Below are 16,634 nucleotides of genomic sequence, written 5' to 3'. Positions count from 1 at the left end.
TAATTGTTCTACAAATATACAAAAAATCATTTTGCTCTCTTGTTATTTCCCTTAAATAGAGCTTGATTAAAAATTTGCATCAATTTCCCTTTATGTTTTTTTAATGGACTATATTTCCCTTTCTCCCAACAAAATACAGATATCTTGTCCACTCCCATTATCTCACCAAACTGTTTCTGAGTTAATCCCTTCTCCTTCCTAAATTGTTTAATCTGTTCCCCGGAAATCTCAATTTGCCCTATCGGGTCTCTTAAAGTCTTATACTCTATCGTCACAGCCCCCGAATCTTTAACGTTTCTGCGATTCAAGCTCTTCCAGTCAGCGTCATAGTTAAACAAACCCGGATAAAGTCTCAAGCTGTAAGTTATCTCTTTCTTGCCAACCCTTATCTCCGGAAACAGGCATTTCAGAAATTCTCGTTTTTCATCAAAGTTCAATTCTTTGTAAACATCCGCAAAGTTTCTTACTTGTTTTAATACATTATCAGGGCTGAAACTTGTCAAATCATGAGAAGAAAACTTGTCGTCCAAGCTTTCTAACTGAGTTTTGCAAAAAGCTTTCTCGCTGTCTATCTTACTCTTTCGTTCTACAAACTCCTGTTTTGTGATAATGCTTTCTTCGTAAAGCCCGAATGTCTTTTCGATTCTTTGTTCAAGCTTTGACATCTCGCTTTCTAATGTTTTTCTTTCTTTCAGCAATGGTTCCACAGAAGCTTCAAACTCGTTTTTATATTGTGCCAGTTTCTCGGTCAATTTCTCAGGCTTTAACGAAAACTCTTTAAGCTCACTCTCAACCATGTTCTCAAGTGTTTTCATATCTATGTTGTTGCCGGCGCAAAAGCTTTTTCCTTTTGATATTGCCCCATTGCACTTGTAATAGGAATAAAATCTATTGCCTCTCTTAGTATACCCGCTCCAGCCGAACATTTTAGTCCCACATAATTCGCATTTCACTAATCCGGAAAGCAGATGTCTTGACCCCTTTGTCCTTGAAGCTATGGGCTTGTTTTTGTCTATCATTGCCTGGATTTCCTGATATTTTTCCTTTTCAATTATCGGCTCAAAAACATTCTCCACTATTGTATGCTCTTCTTTCGGCCTTGATACGGATGTGTTGCCCTTGGTTTTTCTCTTGTTGTAAGTCAGAGCTCCGACATATATGGGGTTACTCAAAATTCTATGGATAGATGTGCCAGCCCAGTAACTGCCGTTCCTTGTCCTGTAGCCTGTTGAATTTAACAACTGCAATACTTTCCTAAAGCTTTTATGCTCCGAGTAGAGCTCGTATATCTTTTTGACTACTTCTGCTTCTTTTGGCTCTATTGCTATTGTTTTTTCTTTAGGAACATACTTGAAACCCCAGGGAATAACTCCGCCGTTCCATTTCTTTCTTATCGCTCTCGCAGTCATATTCTCCGCAACCCGCTCCGCATCAACCTCTCTTTCGAGTTGGGCGACTGAGCCTAAAATGTAAAAAGAAAACCGTCCCATAGGTGTTGATGTATCAAGATTTTGCGTTAATGAAACAAAAGAGGTATCGTATTGCTCAAATATTTTCTCGAGATTTATCAAGTCAAGCAGGCTGCGGGTGATACGGTCCAGCCTCGTCACAATTACAGAACTGACCTGATTTGACTTTACATCCCGAATTAGATTTTGAAATCCCGGTCTTTCTGTGTTTTTGCCTGATATGCCCAAATCTTTGTAAATCTTGTATGGCATTCCCTTTGCCTTAGCATAAGCCTTTATCGCGTCTTCCTGTTGAATTACACTATCCCGTTCTATCTGCATCTCCGTGCTCACACGGATGTATCCCGCTATAAATTTGTCTTTATACATTTTTATAAAGTCCAAAAGTCAATTAAATACATTGTGCCACTAAAGTAACCTATACTTCAGAGCCAACTGCAACAGGAGCATCGGTTTTGTCAGCTTCCTTTTCAACTGCATGTTTTTTGGCATCTTGCCTTTGCCCCTGTTTCTGGTATTTCCTATACACTGCCTTGACAATGAGTTTTTCAAGGGTTTGTTGTTCGTTGTCCGAATCATTATGCAAAGTGCTGTTTTCCATGTTTCCCCCTTTACAAACTTGTTGCAAAAAGGAATAAAAAATTTTTCTAAAACAGACTTCTTCATTTTTTATTTGCTAATTTCATTGCTTCTTTCACTATTTCTGGAAGCAGGCATAATCTTACCTTGTCCGGTATTAACTTATTTGATGCACTTATTGTTTTTTGCATTTGCTCAAACAGCCTTTTGTCTTTGAATCCGATAATCAGAAAATCAATACCTGCCTCAATATCTCGCTTAATCTGCTCAACGATATGCTCTTTTGCCGAAGATATTTCTATCTCAATTCCGATGAGAAGACTGCCATCAGGCAGTCTTAATGTTACGTCAATAAATTTATTTTTAACATTTTCCTCAATTTCCGCACTGCCTAACGGTTTTAAAGTATCCTTGACTTTGACCTGCCAAAAATAGTGTTCCATCCCGCTCCCTCTTCCGTATTTTTTGGGCTCTAGTTTGAGCAACAGATAGGCTTCGCCTGTCAGTTCAAGCAGTGTTATTGAATTTCCACGACCACCAAGATTAATTTCTAGTTTTCTGATTAAGTTCAAAGATACAAGTTTTGCAACAAGCCTGCTTCCGCTTCCTGCTGATAATCCCAAGTTTCTGAAGCGGTTTACAAGCGATTCAAACTCATGATTGTAAACATCATTAAGAAAACTTCGCTCTTCATTGGTAAGCTGAGTGGTTGGCTCTTGTTTGATGAATACTTTCTCAGGCTTTTTAACTTGGAATTCCCCGCCCCTTGGGGCGTGGGATGAGATGTTGCATGTTGTGTTGTTTGTTTCTGTTTGATACCCCGCCGCTTGCGGTGTGGGAGATTCATTAGGTTCGTTCGTTCTCGGTGCTCTACTTGTTTCATTCGTTCCTATTGTTTCGTTTGCCGTTACTGTTTCACTTGTTTCCTTTCCCTGATTTGCATTAGGAGGCACTTCCTCGTATTTCCGTAAAATTGATTCAAATTCAGTGCCGGCTAAAAGACGCTTATTTCGTTCGTTTATCTGACTATCAGTTATCATCTTTTCCTCCCACAAGTGGAAAATATGTAAGAAACGGGGCAATTTCCGGAATTTTCACTATTCCCCATCCCACCGGCAAATCAAGGCAGAGCTCCATTTGTTCCTGTGTTAGATTCATTGCAGAGCCCATTGCCTGGATTTCGTTAAAATCAGCGCACCGCATCATTATTTTAATATGCGCCTGCGTCTTGATGGCTGAAGGTATGGTTTTTATTTCATTTGTGAAAAGCACAAGCCCGATGCCGAACTCCCTTCCTTTCCTCATATAATCAAGCAGAGGTAACTCCTCTTTTTGAAAATACTGAGCCATCGTGGTGTTTACCAGTGAATGCAACTCATCGCACATAATGGGAGTTATTAACTTGTTTCCTCTGATATTGTTCGCTTTCCTGTATTCATAGAGATACGCAATAATCATAGTAGCAATAAATGGCGCAAAATGGCCGGCACTGTCCAACTCAATTTCTATATTATGGGATTCTATCAGTTTCTCCAATGGAAACCTGACTTCTCTGCTGAACATTCCGCCGCAGACAATATTAAACTCCGTAAACCTGTTGATAAGAGTCGCTTTCCATTCGCCTTCTCTTCCGAAACTTGTTTTTATTTTTTTCAGTTTTTCTAATATAGTCGTTGGATTAACATGCTTGCCCTCTCTTCTAAGCTCTGTAATCACTTGCAATAAAAGCGATTGACCTGCGTCAAGAATATAGGTTGTTCCGCCGAATACCCTTGAACTCAACAAATCCCACTGAATAACATCTACCCCGGGAGGCGGGTAATCAAATATCTGCCCGTAAAAGTTTACTTTAGTTCCTGTAGTAAGAGTAAGAATAGGAATTTCTTCAAAATGACGGACGCTTTGTTTGAAACCAAGATGTAGAAATTTTTTACCAAGGGAATGAAATTGTTGCATATCATAAAACGCGCTATTAGTCTTGCCGACACCAATAGACCCAAGAGTTACTATCCCTTTTGTCAAATCATCTGTTTCAGTAGAAGGGTTATATCCTACGCCTGTACCAAGATAGAATTTCCCCTTAAAATCTTTGGCAGTCGGCGGAGGATAAAAAGCCTCTGGAACAGTTGGCTTTAGTATCTGGCGGAGAGACGAAGCCGTTGCCATTTCCATAACCGAAGCAACGGCTTCTTTATCGCCGGCAAGAGATGAAAGTATAAATACTTTTTTCAGTCTCGGATTACTTTCCATTGATTTTTTTACAATATCCTGAAATCCTTCGGGTATGTTCATTCTTCCTCCTCGTTAAAGCCTAACATTTTGCCAATCCCCTTAAAATTGAGCTTCTCTGTGGATTTATTATCACTAAGCATATCCGAAAGATGCTTCCCGAGCATAATCAGATTCTGTTTTCGTATGTACAAAATCTCTTTTACTTCCGGATTGTCCGTTGGATTGGATATGCGTATAAGCTCTTTCGCCTCTGACAAAGCTGTCCCGAAAGCATTTGTGGAAATAGTTGACCAGCGAGTAAATCCAAAAACCTTTTGCATCTTGTCGCCTTGTATTTCCCGTTTCTCATAAATTTCAATAGCTTTTTCTGTTATCTTCCCGTAATGATCCACCAATTTCATTGTAAACTCGTGATTAAGGGTGTCCGTGTGCTTTAGCAAATCGGAAATTATTTCTTTATCTCTTGTTTTTGCATGAACATGCATATACTCTTTTATTACATCACCCAAATCCAGATTTATATTTTTTTGGGTTTTATCTGTAATAAAATTTAGTTCTTCGTCTTCCATTTTCATTTTACCCCCTATTCCAGAGCCCAAAAGATGGCTCTTATTATCACTCCTAAAAATAAGCCTATAAATGTCATTGATTGCAATACCTTGCCCCAACATCCCTGATGAAGCGTAACGGCGTATCCTGTCCCCATAACCGCTATCCATAATGCCAATAGTCCTCCGCTCAGTAAAACATCCAGCACCACATTTCCCGTTATTTCCACATTGTAGCCGACAAAAGGAACCAAAATAACTGAACAAATGGGCCATATAATTAATATGCCCTTGAAAGGAATATGAATTCCGCGGAAGAAAGGAATAAATCCCTTACAGAAAAAAACGATGCAAGCTCCAATAAGAAGCCCTGTCGCAAGCGAAAACAATACGGATGATATCAAGTCAGGTCCTGTTTTTGATGTTACAAAAATAAAGACAGCAACTGCCACAACCAATAAAATAGAAAATATGGTTGCGTTAATCAATGTGTCTATGGTTATCATTGTTCCTCCTTATTAATCTCCAGAATCTCATTTACATCTATTGCAGAGCTCCGAATCGGGTCAAAAAACTCTATAGATGACGCATTATGTTTAATAAAATATTCTTCGTATTGGGATATGCGTTTTTTGTATTCCGAAGGAGAATCTGTATGGATAACAAACAGCACCCAGACCTTGACTCCGCGGAAATCGCATGAATCGGAATCCGTCCCCACATTGTCCAAAATATCAGATAAGATAATGAGTATTCTTTTTGCAGTGCTGTCCGAGAACAGGCTACTGGAATAAGCGATACTCCCCCAAATATCGGTTTTGGGGGAGCTTTTCGCAGTTATGACTTTCTTCAAATTATCAATGGCAGGCTGTTTAATTTTGCTTATTCTTTCGGTATATTCAGCATTCGCCGACTTGCAGTATTTTTCTCTGTCTGTCTCATCTGATGGTATTTTTACATACGCCAGTTCATCGAGCTGTTGGTATGAAGAGGCATTTATGCTTATTGCAATGAATTCTGACCCCGGTGATAATGAATCTATGATTTCCTCACATTTTTTAACTGCTTTGCCGAGCAGGCTCTTGAAACTGTAGCTTGTGTCCAAAATAACTACAATTTCTGTTTTGCCAGAATTGGCAGGAGTTGATATACATCCAGAAGTCAGAACTGATGTGGCGATAACAACAGGTATCAGAACATTAGAAACAGTTTTGTTTCTCTTTTTAGCGGATTTTAAACCGCTTACTATAAATTTCCCGATTTTGCTGAGTAAATCTGTTATGATAAGCAAGATAGGACGCAGTCCTTCTATCAGTTTAAGAACTAGCCATGTCATTCCACGGAGAACGCTTAAAACCACAATAACTACAATTACAACAAGAAACATCAAACCATGCAGTGCTATATCAAGGGAAGGACTGGTCCAGTATATCGTGATTGCAGTAAGAATTGTTAAAAATGCGCTGATAAAAGCCAATAATTCAACTGGTGCACCTCTGAAAGCGCCTACTATTGGGACTCTTGTCCCCGCTTCCATCTCTATCACGCGTTCAAAAGTCAAAAATGCGGATACCACAACAATACCGATGAAAGCAAGCAAAAAACCGGATGGCTTGGCTTTAGATTGACCATCATTTTGTCTCTCTCTTTTCGTTTTTTCGTTATTAAGATAGCCCAGAATCCATTCCATCATGACAATAAATAATGCAACAGCAGATGCTGCGGAAACATTCCCGTGGTTTGTGTGAAATAAGGTTGTATTTGCAAGACCAATTACATTGACAGAGAATTTGATTAAGGAAAAATCCACACAGGAGCTAACTATTCCTACAAAAGCAATCCCGAACGCGAAAACATATACCATGAAAGGCAAGACTCCCTTGAGCGAACGGGAGACTTTAGTGACTGCCACACCCAGTTTCGACTCAGATGTCTCAAGTAGACCTTTGACAAGGTCAAGGACTTTTGAGACCAGCTGCGTAAGCTCTTTTTGAAAAGCATATATTATCAGAGAGCCTACGAGAACTGCTACTGCTATCCATAAAAATGCGTACATACGCACCCCCTTTTTTTTGTATTATCTGCTGAACAAATGCAGGTAATGTTGTTATCTATTTTATGCAGAAGCGTTTTCCTACGGTTGGGATACTTCCATATTTCAACAGGTTCGTGGAGCTCAACAGCTGGAACAAGCATATTTAATGCAAACAGGAAGAGTATGAATCCCAAAAACATTATTTTGCTCGCGGAGATATTTTTTCTTTTCATTGTCCCCCCTTTTTTATTCATCGGGTGAACCATAACATAGTGAAAAAAATACTCAGTTCTTTTGTTGAGAAAATTTGTACTTATTTGTGAACGAAAGGATTAAAAACCAGTTGTATCTTTGTTTTTCATGGTATGGTTAAAGCTCGAAAAAAAGGAACAAGAGCAGTGGAAAGAAGCAGTTATGGTAGATGGATATGCCCCCGATTTTACCTATTATAAAAGATTGAATTTATCTGCTCTCCAAAAGTTATATGTAAAGAATTTAGATAGCATTACACATAAAAAAACGTATTTAATCAATCATAGTCATTATCTTGAAAAAACATTGCCAACACTTCTTGAACAAAAATTCTTACCAGAAAAAGAGGAAATTTTAATTTTTGCAAGACTTATGAGGATAATGCGTGATTCATCTTGTCCTTTATTAGGTTCTCAATTAAAATGTACCTACAATTATTATACTTCCGGAGAGAATCCATATAGTCTCGAAAAAAGGCTACAAAAACTGCCTGCAGTTAACAAGCATGCAAATGTTCTTAAAACAGAATATGAACATGACAGGGAAAATCGAAAAAAACGCTATATTCAAAATGTAATAGTGCATAAAACAACCTCTGATACCGAATGTTTGGGAATAGATAAATGCTTAAAAAAATGTTTTAGTGAATTGAATTTTAGGGTGAAAGAAAAAGGCGAATATTTTTTTGAACTTCACAAAAATTTTACAAAAGCGTGTTATGATGTGCTACATTACAAATTAGAAGTGGGAAATTCTTTTTAATCTTTTTTCACCTCAATTATTAGACAAAAAGAAACATCTGCCTCGAGTTTATCTCCTTTTGGAATGATATGCCTTATATATTTTTCTAAAACAGGGTCTTTTCTCACACTTGCTCTGTACTTACGGGCATTCTCGTAAGTGCCAAATATAGATGTAAGTTCTTTATTGCTAACAAGTTCTCCTTTTCCTTTGAGAACAGCAATTAGGTACTCTTGTTCAGGAGGTAAAATAATTTTTTGTTTGCCATTGATAAAAAACTCATATTTTGTTTTATGTAACCATAAATTATAATGTGATTTATCAAAGTTGGCCTCAAACTTTTCAAAATCTTTACGAGTACAAAACCCTTCTAAAATAGGTCCTTTGTTAGTTATAATTTCATAATCAGCTTTTTCTTTTGGTACTTTTGTAAATTTTTCTTCTGGCTCTTGAATTTTCAGTTTGGTTTTCTGTTCTTGTACGATAGAATTTATTTTCATAAAATGTTCTTCTATTAACTTATATTCTTGGATAAAACCTTCTTTTACTTCTTTTTTTAGCTCATTGTATTGACTCTGTAGTTCTTGCAGGTTTTCAATAATTGAAACTTGGCTTATTAATCTGCTTCCAACATATCTGCTTGCTTCTCCATCACATACTGTAGCAAGGTCACTAAGGGTTTTTATCAATTGAATCTGTTTTTCTTGCGGAATTATACTTGGTTCCGAATAAGACTTTATTTCCAAAATAAAATTTTCAAGTCTATTAACTGCTTGCATCCCTTTTATAAAGTGTAATTGAGTATAAAATTTTTTAGAAAGATGGACGCCAAGCCTTTTTTCAGAAAAGGGAACAATATCCTCTGGAGGATATTGATTTATTGATTCTTTCAATTTGTTATATCCCTCAAAAGTTGGGTCAAGCACATGAATCATATCAAAAAGGAACCAAAACTTTGCCAAAATTAATAACCCTAAAGGCTGTTTTACAGAATGTGGGTTCGGAAATAATTTTTGTAAATCAATAAATACATCTATTACATTTTTTTCTAATTCATGGAAATTGTTGCATTTTGGAAAATTATTTATTTTTTTGTCAACATCCACTAATTCAGTAAGTTTTTCAAATTCTATCTCGCTAATAGTTTTAGAATATTTTATAAATTCTTTATATTTCAAAAAGTGCTGATACGCCTCCGGTAAAGCGCCGTTTTCCCAACTTAACATACCGAGAGCATAGTGATATTTTGCCGTAGAGATATCTCCTTCTATATCATGATATCTATAACATATTTCGGCTGCGTGTTTAAAATATAGAGCAGCAGACTTAAATTTTAGCCTATGGAGTAAATAAAGGCCAATTCTATAATAAGAGAATCCAAACCTTGGTTCCAATTCTCTACACTTTATACAGGCTTTTACTGCTTCATAAGGTCTATTTAGTAAATCACAAACAGATGAAAGTAAGAAGTATGCTGAAAAATATAGATTTCCCTGGCAAACTCTTATAGCTTGATTTAGAAGAATATAAGCGTCTCTATATTTTTCTTCTTTTAACATTTTGTACATAGAAACAGCTTGGAGTCGTGTCCTTTCTACATAAATAATTGATGCCAAAACTTCTTCTCTCCAATCCAAATTCTTTACTTTGTCTTTAAATTCTATAGAAAGGCATTTTTTGTCAATTCTGTTGAAATGTTCCCTATCTCCTAATATTCCATATCCCCTTAATAGCTCAGGGTAAACTTCATAAGATTTTTTGCCCAAACTAAGGGATTTCTTAAAAGCAATTATTCCAAGTTTATATGCTTTTTTAGATTTAGTTATCTTCAACCAATCCCATGCCCCGGATTGAAAATACACCAATCCCATATAATAATAAAACTCAGCACAATCTGGTTTGTTTTTTATTAATTTCTTACAAATTTCTATCGCATAGTCATACAATCTCTCTTGGGAAAGCTTTATAGCAAGAGACCAAAGTTCTTCAATATTTGCAGATTTATTCTTTTGTATTTTTCTATAGTTAGTTACAAGGGATTCGAATCCCTTTTTGCTTATTGGTCTCCCGTCACTTATTTTTTTAATTAATTCCCGATGTTTTAATATAATAAAGTTGTCTAGCGCAAGTGCTTCGGGAGATTTTTCAATTTTAACTTCTGGGATTTCTATTGTAGTTTTCTGACCAGTATCTAATACTTCTATAGAATCCACTGATATTATTTTTTTGAGTAAATTCAGCGCTTTTTCATAAGTCAATTCGGAATAATTGTCATTAAGATATTGCCTTTCCAAAGGATAATTAACCAATACATTTATCAAATTATTATAAATATGCACCGTCTCTTCATATCGGGAATTTAAATAAAATGCCGTATTTTGACATTTTTCACAAATAGCGATTTCAGTCCCTATCTCAACTATTCTAGGGTAGAGTTCTATAATTTCTTGCTTCTCGTTCTTTTCTATGAAGATTAAGACTAAGAGGCTGTAAGCTTTTACACTTTCCTCAAGTATTCCCAGATATCCAACTCCTATACTTGGTTTTGCCCTCTCTTCCAGTATTTTTTTATCATACAATTGTACTAATCTTTTTAATATTTTTTGGGCTTCACCGGAAAGTTGTTCTATATAGTAGATTTTTGCGACTTCGTAATACCAAGAACCTGCCCATTCAGTAGAGTCTAATATGGTTTTCTTGATAAGTGTTAATATTTTCTCAAATTTTTTCTTTTTTTTCTCTCCTTTGTTTTTCATCTCTTTATCCCTGAAAAAATATATAATTTTTATTACATACATAATTCTAATTTGGCAAGTTTTTTCGCATCTTTCTACAAAAAGACAAACCGCAAAGACAACCGATGTTTTCTCTATGGTTTTTCTTTTGAACTTTTCCTACTCTTTCTATTTCTCCGAACTCGTTAAACTATTACAAGTTCAGCCAGCCACACCAGCCCTTAACTTATAATAATTTTTGATGTGTCCAAGTCCCCATCAACCACGAGTTCGGTTTCGCTTCTTCTGTAAGAAGCACGATTGGGAGCAAGCACCCCAATCTCGCAAGAACCCGCAGTGTCTCTAAAATATTTAAAGCCGAAATTTCTATTCGCAATTTCGGTGCGATACTTTGTTCGCATCCAGGGACATTAAATATTTTGTGGCTCAGTTCTCTTCACCGCTCGAGAAACCGCTCCAATCCCTTCGGGATTTTTGAGATAATGTTTAAGCCCAATTCAAAGGGTGAATCAGACCGTCAAGTCTGGAACTAAATTGATATGGAGGATAAATTCGAACAAAAAATGGAAACTGAAATCATAGAACAGAGCAATATGAAGCTGATTACAGAGAAGCAGAGGCATTTGATTGAGCAATTGCTGAAGTCAGAGAGAATCGAAAAAAGATATAAGCAGTTTGTAGAGAAAGCTTTGCAAAATGAAGTTACAAGCTATTCAGCGAGCAAACTTATAAGCTTTTTGACATCGCTGATTGGCTTGAAGAAAAACTTCGTCAAACAACGCAGGAGCAACGTTTTACAAGCAAAGCCAAGAGCGAAAAGGGTTTCGCTTGAGCGAGTGCGGAATTTCGTCGAGAACGTGAAAAGCGAAGTCGGATATGCAATTCGTGCAATAGACAATGATGCGTTGACTGCTGCTCATGCCTGTTTGTCAGATTTGCACCGTGAGCTATGGAACTCCGAGTTTGCTGATATGTCATTAAGATGACGATAGCAAATCCGGCAAACTTGTTTATTTTTTTGTTTTTTTATTACGCCTCGAATTGCGAGGTAATTTCAAATAAAATTGGCAGGAGGTGATTAAAATGAACGCAGAAGAATACATAGAGCTGTTTGAAAGCATTCAGCAGAAGCTTCCGGAAGCGAAAGACAAGGAAGGGATAGCATTAGCGATAATGCAGGAACTTGCGAAAGACAGAAGGATGGAAGAGATAAAAGCCAATGGGAACGGTAACGGCAATAAGCCGGCAACACCCAAGCAGATGGCTTATCTAAAAAAACTTGGCATAAAGCCAGTCGAAGGGATGACGAAAGCGGAAGCTTCCAAGCGTATAGACGAAATAGTAGCGGGCAGATAGCCCGCTACTGCTTGAATGATGATTTTTTTATTTATTTTGCTTGTCTTTTATAGAAAAAACATTATCTATTCCTTATGTATGTGAAATATTGTCAAAATATACAAAATAATATTTTTTATACGTTTTTTATAAAGAGAAACTTTAGGAATACTCTAAAAATTATCTTCTCGGATACAAAAAAATCCTTGATTATATTGGAATTTATATTATTTATTCTATATACAATAAAAAAAATAATATTATTGCTACAAATTTTTATGAAAAAAATTAAATATCTTTTATTATCTATCTTTATTACCTGTCTGATTTTACTTATTTGGATAAATTGTGGCTTAATAAAAAATTTTTCTAATAAAATTATAAGTGTAGCCATTTCTTCTCTCCTATTGTTTTTCCTTTTTCATTCTTGGAGTAAAACACAAGAATTCTGGCAGAAATATAAGAATACTAAACAATTAAATAGACAAGTTTTAAGCAGTCTCAATTGTATAATTTTAACTATTTTTTTTAGTTTTATTTTTTTATTAACTTGCTTTTTGATTTATTTTCCTAAACCTATACCCATTTTTATGGGGGGCAATACTTTTAAATTAATAGCGCTAAATTTCATATTTGTATTTATATGGTTTTTATCAAGTTACCTCTGGAATAAAAAAGCAGGGACCAATACAAAAGAGGAAAATATCTTTTCACTTTCTGATGAACCCATTGAGACTTCTAAACAGGATTTATTTGGAAGAGGTAAGTTTATTGAAGACTTCCATAATTCTATTACAAACCTTCCATTCAAGGACTCCTTTGTTTATGGGCTTTATGGAAGCTGGGGTGAAGGTAAAACCTCAGTGATTAATCTATTAAAAAACAAACTTGAAGCTAATGCCGAATATCTAATTATGAGTTTTGAACCTTGGTATTTTAAAGACGAAGAGGCGATTTTAACTGCCTTTTATACTCAACTTGAGAATACTTTAAGCAAAGAATTTATTTTCTCGCCAGAGTTTAATAAGACGTTTAAAAAATATCTGAATCTTATCTCCGTGGGAATTCCACAAACAGGAATTAAGATTAATTTTCCACATTCAGATGAATCTGCGAAAAAAATCGGAGAAAAAATAGGTAAATATATCGAATGGACGGGGAAAAAAATTATTATCTTTATTGACGATATTGATAGGCTTCAGTTAGAAGAAGTATTGCTGGTTTTCAAACTTATCCGTTTAAACACAAAGTTCAAAAATACGATTTTTGTTTTAAGCTTCGATGTAAACGCAATTAAGGAAATTTTGAAAGAAAAACATGATATTAGCCATGAATCTGTAGTAAAATCAGAGTTTATCGATAAAATCGTTCAATGTCCTATTAATTTACCAGCTATAGAACATATATATATTGAACAATTTTTTAATATTCATATTGATGGAAGTTTTCATATAGAATTACTTAAAGATATTTTTAAGAAAATTGGCGATATTAAAAATGACTGGGTTAAAATATTCGTTAACATAGAACCGGAAGATGATTATCTTTATTTCAAGCGTGAACTGATAGAAAAGGATTTCAATTTTATCTCAAACCAAAAAGATAGAAATGAAATATTAGAATTATGGGCGCAATCAAAAAATAATCTTTTCGATAAGCTTAAGATTACGGAAAAAGATAGGCAATCCTTTGCAAAAGAATTCTCCAATATCTATACTTTTCAATTAAAAAGACTATTTAGAACTTTACGTATAATCAAAAGATATTTAAATGGCGTATATTCAACTCTTCCATCGGTTGTAACTGAAGGGAAGTTAGAAGTAAATCTATATGATTTTTTTATTTTAGAAATAATAAGAATTTTTTATCCAAAGGTTTATGATGATATATGGGAGAATTGGTGGTTTTATGTTCCCGAATATAATTATCTCTCTTCTCCATTTTGGGCAATAGATAAAAAAGATAGATACCCAAAAATAAAAAAACATGCAGAAGAGATTCTTAATAATGAAAAAGATAAAGATATTTTAATGAACTTACTTGAAGCTATATTTACTGAAGTAAAAGATGCTTTTGCTGAAAGAGAAATATATTCCAGAGATACAGAAAAGAACAGGAAAGATAAGCGACTTATGCATTCTGAATATTTCCCAAAATATTTTATTGGGAAAATCCCTTTGTTAGAATTGGCTGACGGATATATAGAAACGACATTAGGTAATTGGCGGCAAATAACAAATAATAATGATAGAAAAGAAGCTATCCGCAATCAGATTTTTAAATTGCAAAAAGAGAATAGGCTTTCAAATTTTTTCAACAAACTTGTTAGTTTTATATATCAAATAGAAGAAAGTATGGCTATTGATATAATAGAAATTATCTATGCAAATGTAGATAATTTCTCGACAAAAAAACAAGAGAATTTTATTTCCGAATACGACAAGGCAGATATTTTGTTAATGAAATTAATTAATGAAACGATAGATACAAAAAAAACACAAAGTATGTTAGAAAAAATAATTACTGAAACGCCAAGCCTTTATTTTGCTGTTAACATTATACATGATTTAAAAAGAAAAGAAGAAAGTATTTATAAAACAGTAAAAATTGATGATTTGCAAGATAAGCTTAATGATAGGTTAAAGAAATATTTTGTCGACAGTGGAAGAGATATATTTGATGAATTGCTGGTTAAAAGGAAATGGGGGTTCGTATTGTACCAATGGGCAACTAACTGGGAAACACCTACAGAAAATAATAAGGAAACTGTAAGCAAATATATAGTCTCTCTCCTTGAAAAAGATGCTAAAAAATTTATTGAATTCCTTAATTCATCTAGACATCCACAATATATAGATTTAACCTCTCTTAATGAGCAATGTTATCTTACTGAACTTCAAAAATTAGCGGAGAAGTTTAAAAACAATGACTTTCTAAGTGATGACGAGAAGAATATAATAAAAGAATTTTCAACCTATTATGAGAAATATATAGGGGAATCTCTAGAAATTAAAGATATTAGTTATTCTAGTAAGAATGCGGTTAAAATTAATAACTCTTTTATTAGCAATAGTGAAGGCACTTTCTTTATATGGGCTAAAGTTACAGAAAAACTTAACTCCACTACAGGAAATAAGTATATAATAGGATATGCAACAAACAAAGGGGAGTATACAAACATAGGTGGTAAAAATACTTATATAAATGTATTTGCAATTGCCAGATTTGGAGATGAAAAATCTTGGAGTTTCTGGAGCAAGGGAAAACATGAACATAAAGGATTATTTGTTGGCTCACCTGATTCTGAAAAACTTTCTGAAGAGTGGCATTTATTTACTGTTTGCTGGTCAAAAACAAAACATGGAGGATTTATTGGATTCTATATAGATAATAAACTTAGAGGTCAAATTGAGGGAGTTTTTGATTGGCCAGAGGATTACAGTGGGGATTGTTACATAGGAATGTGGCCTAATTCAGCAGAGGAACATTACTTTGATTCAAAAATCGGACCTTATAAAATATTAAAAGAAGTAGTAGTGCCTGAATATATAAAAACATATTATGAAGAAGGATTGAGATATTTAAAGTGGAAAGACAAAATGTATTAATAGTAAGTGTTCCCATATTTTTGATACGCTAATCAAAAAAACATAAAAGGCGCTTCACTTCAGTTCAGCTAATCATAAAAAATAAAAAGAAGATATGTTAAAAACGAAATCGGTGTATGAAGATAAAGAACCGGAAGACGGGATAAGAATATTAGTTATGAGAAAATGGCCAAGAGGTGTGCCGAAGGCTAATGTAGATAGATGGATAAAAGAATTGGGACCAAGCACAGAACTATTAGAAGATTGGATTGAACACAGGATTGACTGGGTAGAATACGAAAAAAGATACAAACGGGAAATAGAAGATGCTGAAAGACAGCAGGCAATTAAGAAGATAGCCGAATTGTCAGAGAAAAAGGCAGTAACCTTGCTTTGTTGGGAGAAGTCCGATGAACATTGTCATAGAAGATTATTGAAAGAGTTGATTGATAAAACATAGAGATATTATAGAATAATTAGTGTGCTCCGCTCGCAGAGGTCAGTTTTCCAGCTCTCACCTTTGGAGGTCGCTTTGCTCCACTCTCAAAGTTGGAGGTCTAACTTACACCTCGCAGGAGGGCGCACAGATAAGATAGAGCTTCTTGCAGGAGCTGTACAGCATTCGCTCCGCTCAGCTGTTAGTGCTCGCTGAGGCTCGCAGATTGATATTGATAGAGTAGTAAAATAGTACAAGCAAAATAGAATAGGTAGAATAAGATAAAATAGCAATGGCTAGTAAGAGAGGTAAACGAATAGGGTAAAAAAAGAGTAAGAATAAGGCAGAAATAAATAGAGGAAAATAGAGAGCAGTTGGCAGAGAAAAATAATAGACCGATATAATAAATATATGCGTCGGGCTGATGCCCGACGGGGTGTGTACGTGGAACGTGATAGGAGATAGTGTGTGGGATTGTATAGATTGAGTATTGATAGAGGTTTTGATTTGATTCCAGGAGAGGGGAGAGAGATATATGAGCTATGGAATTGGAATTAAATAATCAGTGGAATTTAATCGTTTACAAATGTCAGCATCAGGCTTAAATTTTCAGGTTCAATTCCAAATTTTTCGATGTACTCCATAGCGGTTGGAGAGTACTGAATGGAATTTAACGGAAATAAGA

15 protein-coding genes are annotated in these 16,634 nt (G+C 35.0%); 5 read left to right on the top strand and 10 right to left on the bottom strand.

The features are described from left to right. Positions 1–26: 26 nt before the first annotated feature. From WC614_10895 to WC614_10860, 8 genes are all read right to left on the bottom strand, one after another. A complete protein-coding gene (locus WC614_10895) occupies positions 27–1,838 on the bottom strand; it encodes a recombinase family protein (protein ID MFA5033511.1) in 1,812 nt (603 codons plus the stop codon). 49 nt (positions 1,839–1,887) lie between these two features. Next, positions 1,888–2,070 carry a hypothetical protein gene (locus WC614_10890; GenBank protein ID MFA5033510.1) on the bottom strand — a complete coding sequence of 61 codons (183 nt, stop codon included), beginning with the start codon at positions 2,068–2,070 and terminating at the stop codon, positions 1,888–1,890. A gap of 61 nt (positions 2,071–2,131) precedes the next feature. Next, on the bottom strand, positions 2,132–3,088 hold the full coding sequence (locus tag WC614_10885; GenBank protein ID MFA5033509.1) for a hypothetical protein: 957 nt from the start codon (positions 3,086–3,088) through the stop codon (positions 2,132–2,134). Continuing rightward, positions 3,078–4,340, bottom strand: a complete 1,263-nt coding sequence (locus WC614_10880) for a hypothetical protein (GenBank protein ID MFA5033508.1) — start codon at positions 4,338–4,340, stop codon at positions 3,078–3,080. The genes WC614_10885 and WC614_10880 overlap by 11 nt, the downstream gene beginning before the upstream one ends. After that, positions 4,337–4,855 carry a hypothetical protein gene (locus WC614_10875; GenBank protein MFA5033507.1) on the bottom strand — a complete coding sequence of 173 codons (519 nt, stop codon included), beginning with the start codon at positions 4,853–4,855 and terminating at the stop codon, positions 4,337–4,339. The genes WC614_10880 and WC614_10875 overlap by 4 nt, the downstream gene beginning before the upstream one ends. 8 nt (positions 4,856–4,863) lie before the next feature. Next, on the bottom strand, positions 4,864–5,334 hold the full coding sequence (locus tag WC614_10870; GenBank protein ID MFA5033506.1) for a hypothetical protein: 471 nt from the start codon (positions 5,332–5,334) through the stop codon (positions 4,864–4,866). After that, positions 5,331–6,884 carry a hypothetical protein gene (locus WC614_10865; protein ID MFA5033505.1) on the bottom strand — a complete coding sequence of 518 codons (1,554 nt, stop codon included), beginning with the start codon at positions 6,882–6,884 and terminating at the stop codon, positions 5,331–5,333. Before WC614_10865 ends, WC614_10870 begins: the two co-directional genes overlap by 4 nt. Then, positions 6,863–7,096, bottom strand: coding sequence for a hypothetical protein (locus WC614_10860; GenBank protein ID MFA5033504.1), 234 nt, complete (start codon positions 7,094–7,096; stop codon positions 6,863–6,865). Before WC614_10860 ends, WC614_10865 begins: the two co-directional genes overlap by 22 nt. Before the next feature lie 127 nt (positions 7,097–7,223). Between WC614_10860 and WC614_10855 the strand changes: the two genes are divergently transcribed. Further along, positions 7,224–7,877, top strand: a complete 654-nt coding sequence (locus tag WC614_10855; protein MFA5033503.1) for a hypothetical protein — start codon at positions 7,224–7,226, stop codon at positions 7,875–7,877. Here the strand turns inward: WC614_10855 and WC614_10850 are convergent. Further along, complete coding sequence (locus WC614_10850) at positions 7,874–10,612, bottom strand: hypothetical protein (GenBank protein ID MFA5033502.1); 2,739 nt, start codon at positions 10,610–10,612, stop codon at positions 7,874–7,876. The two genes, WC614_10855 and WC614_10850, sit on opposite strands and share 4 nt — an antisense overlap. A gap of 200 nt (positions 10,613–10,812) precedes the next feature. Beyond that, positions 10,813–10,992 (bottom strand): hypothetical protein, encoded by a 180-nt coding sequence (locus tag WC614_10845; protein ID MFA5033501.1) that lies wholly within the window; start codon positions 10,990–10,992, stop codon positions 10,813–10,815. A 162-nt stretch (positions 10,993–11,154) separates the two neighbouring features. Here WC614_10845 and WC614_10840 point away from each other — a divergent pair, with 162 nt between their 5' ends. The 4 genes from WC614_10840 to WC614_10825 all read left to right on the top strand — a co-directional run bounded on the left by WC614_10840 (position 11,155) and on the right by WC614_10825 (position 15,973). Continuing rightward, positions 11,155–11,577, top strand: coding sequence for a hypothetical protein (locus WC614_10840; GenBank protein MFA5033500.1), 423 nt, complete (start codon positions 11,155–11,157; stop codon positions 11,575–11,577). A 97-nt stretch (positions 11,578–11,674) separates the two neighbouring features. After that, positions 11,675–11,947: a hypothetical protein gene (locus WC614_10835; GenBank protein MFA5033499.1), complete on the top strand. Its 273-nt coding sequence runs from the start codon at positions 11,675–11,677 to the stop codon at positions 11,945–11,947. Between the two features lie 257 nt (positions 11,948–12,204). Next, positions 12,205–15,534 carry a P-loop NTPase fold protein gene (locus WC614_10830; protein MFA5033498.1) on the top strand — a complete coding sequence of 1,110 codons (3,330 nt, stop codon included), beginning with the start codon at positions 12,205–12,207 and terminating at the stop codon, positions 15,532–15,534. Between the two features lie 94 nt (positions 15,535–15,628). Next, positions 15,629–15,973 (top strand): DUF488 family protein, encoded by a 345-nt coding sequence (locus tag WC614_10825; GenBank protein ID MFA5033497.1) that lies wholly within the window; start codon positions 15,629–15,631, stop codon positions 15,971–15,973. Positions 15,974–16,634: the final 661 nt, after the last annotated feature.

The sequence above is a fragment of the bacterium genome (assembly GCA_041649255.1).
Lineage (GTDB): Bacteria > Hydrothermota > UBA3073 > JACQXS01 > JAQTXJ01 > JAQTXJ01.
The sequence above is the reverse complement of the archived record's forward strand: the minus strand, read 5'-3'. Positions and strand labels throughout refer to the sequence as shown.

Bases quoted from the DNA above. Each gene is read 5' to 3' on its own strand.
- WC614_10890 (MFA5033510.1), bottom strand. From the start codon at position 2,070: ATGGAAAACAGCACTTTGCATAATGATTCGGACAACGAACAACAAACC.
- WC614_10845 (MFA5033501.1), bottom strand. From the start codon at position 10,992: ATGCGAACAAAGTATCGCACCGAAATTGCGAATAGAAATTTCGGCTTT.
- WC614_10885 (MFA5033509.1), bottom strand. From the start codon at position 3,088: ATGATAACTGATAGTCAGATAAACGAACGAAATAAGCGTCTTTTAGCC.
- WC614_10875 (MFA5033507.1), bottom strand. From the start codon at position 4,855: ATGAAAATGGAAGACGAAGAACTAAATTTTATTACAGATAAAACCCAA.
- WC614_10835 (MFA5033499.1), top strand. From the start codon at position 11,675: ATGAACGCAGAAGAATACATAGAGCTGTTTGAAAGCATTCAGCAGAAG.
- WC614_10850 (MFA5033502.1), bottom strand. From the start codon at position 10,612: ATGAAAAACAAAGGAGAGAAAAAAAAGAAAAAATTTGAGAAAATATTA.
- WC614_10825 (MFA5033497.1), top strand. From the start codon at position 15,629: ATGTTAAAAACGAAATCGGTGTATGAAGATAAAGAACCGGAAGACGGG.
- WC614_10860 (MFA5033504.1), bottom strand. From the start codon at position 7,096: ATGAAAAGAAAAAATATCTCCGCGAGCAAAATAATGTTTTTGGGATTC.
- WC614_10870 (MFA5033506.1), bottom strand. From the start codon at position 5,334: ATGATAACCATAGACACATTGATTAACGCAACCATATTTTCTATTTTA.
- WC614_10830 (MFA5033498.1), top strand. From the start codon at position 12,205: ATGAAAAAAATTAAATATCTTTTATTATCTATCTTTATTACCTGTCTG.
- WC614_10840 (MFA5033500.1), top strand. From the start codon at position 11,155: ATGGAAACTGAAATCATAGAACAGAGCAATATGAAGCTGATTACAGAG.
- WC614_10895 (MFA5033511.1), bottom strand. From the start codon at position 1,838: ATGTATAAAGACAAATTTATAGCGGGATACATCCGTGTGAGCACGGAG.
- WC614_10855 (MFA5033503.1), top strand. From the start codon at position 7,224: ATGGTATGGTTAAAGCTCGAAAAAAAGGAACAAGAGCAGTGGAAAGAA.
- WC614_10865 (MFA5033505.1), bottom strand. From the start codon at position 6,884: ATGTACGCATTTTTATGGATAGCAGTAGCAGTTCTCGTAGGCTCTCTG.
- WC614_10880 (MFA5033508.1), bottom strand. From the start codon at position 4,340: ATGAACATACCCGAAGGATTTCAGGATATTGTAAAAAAATCAATGGAA.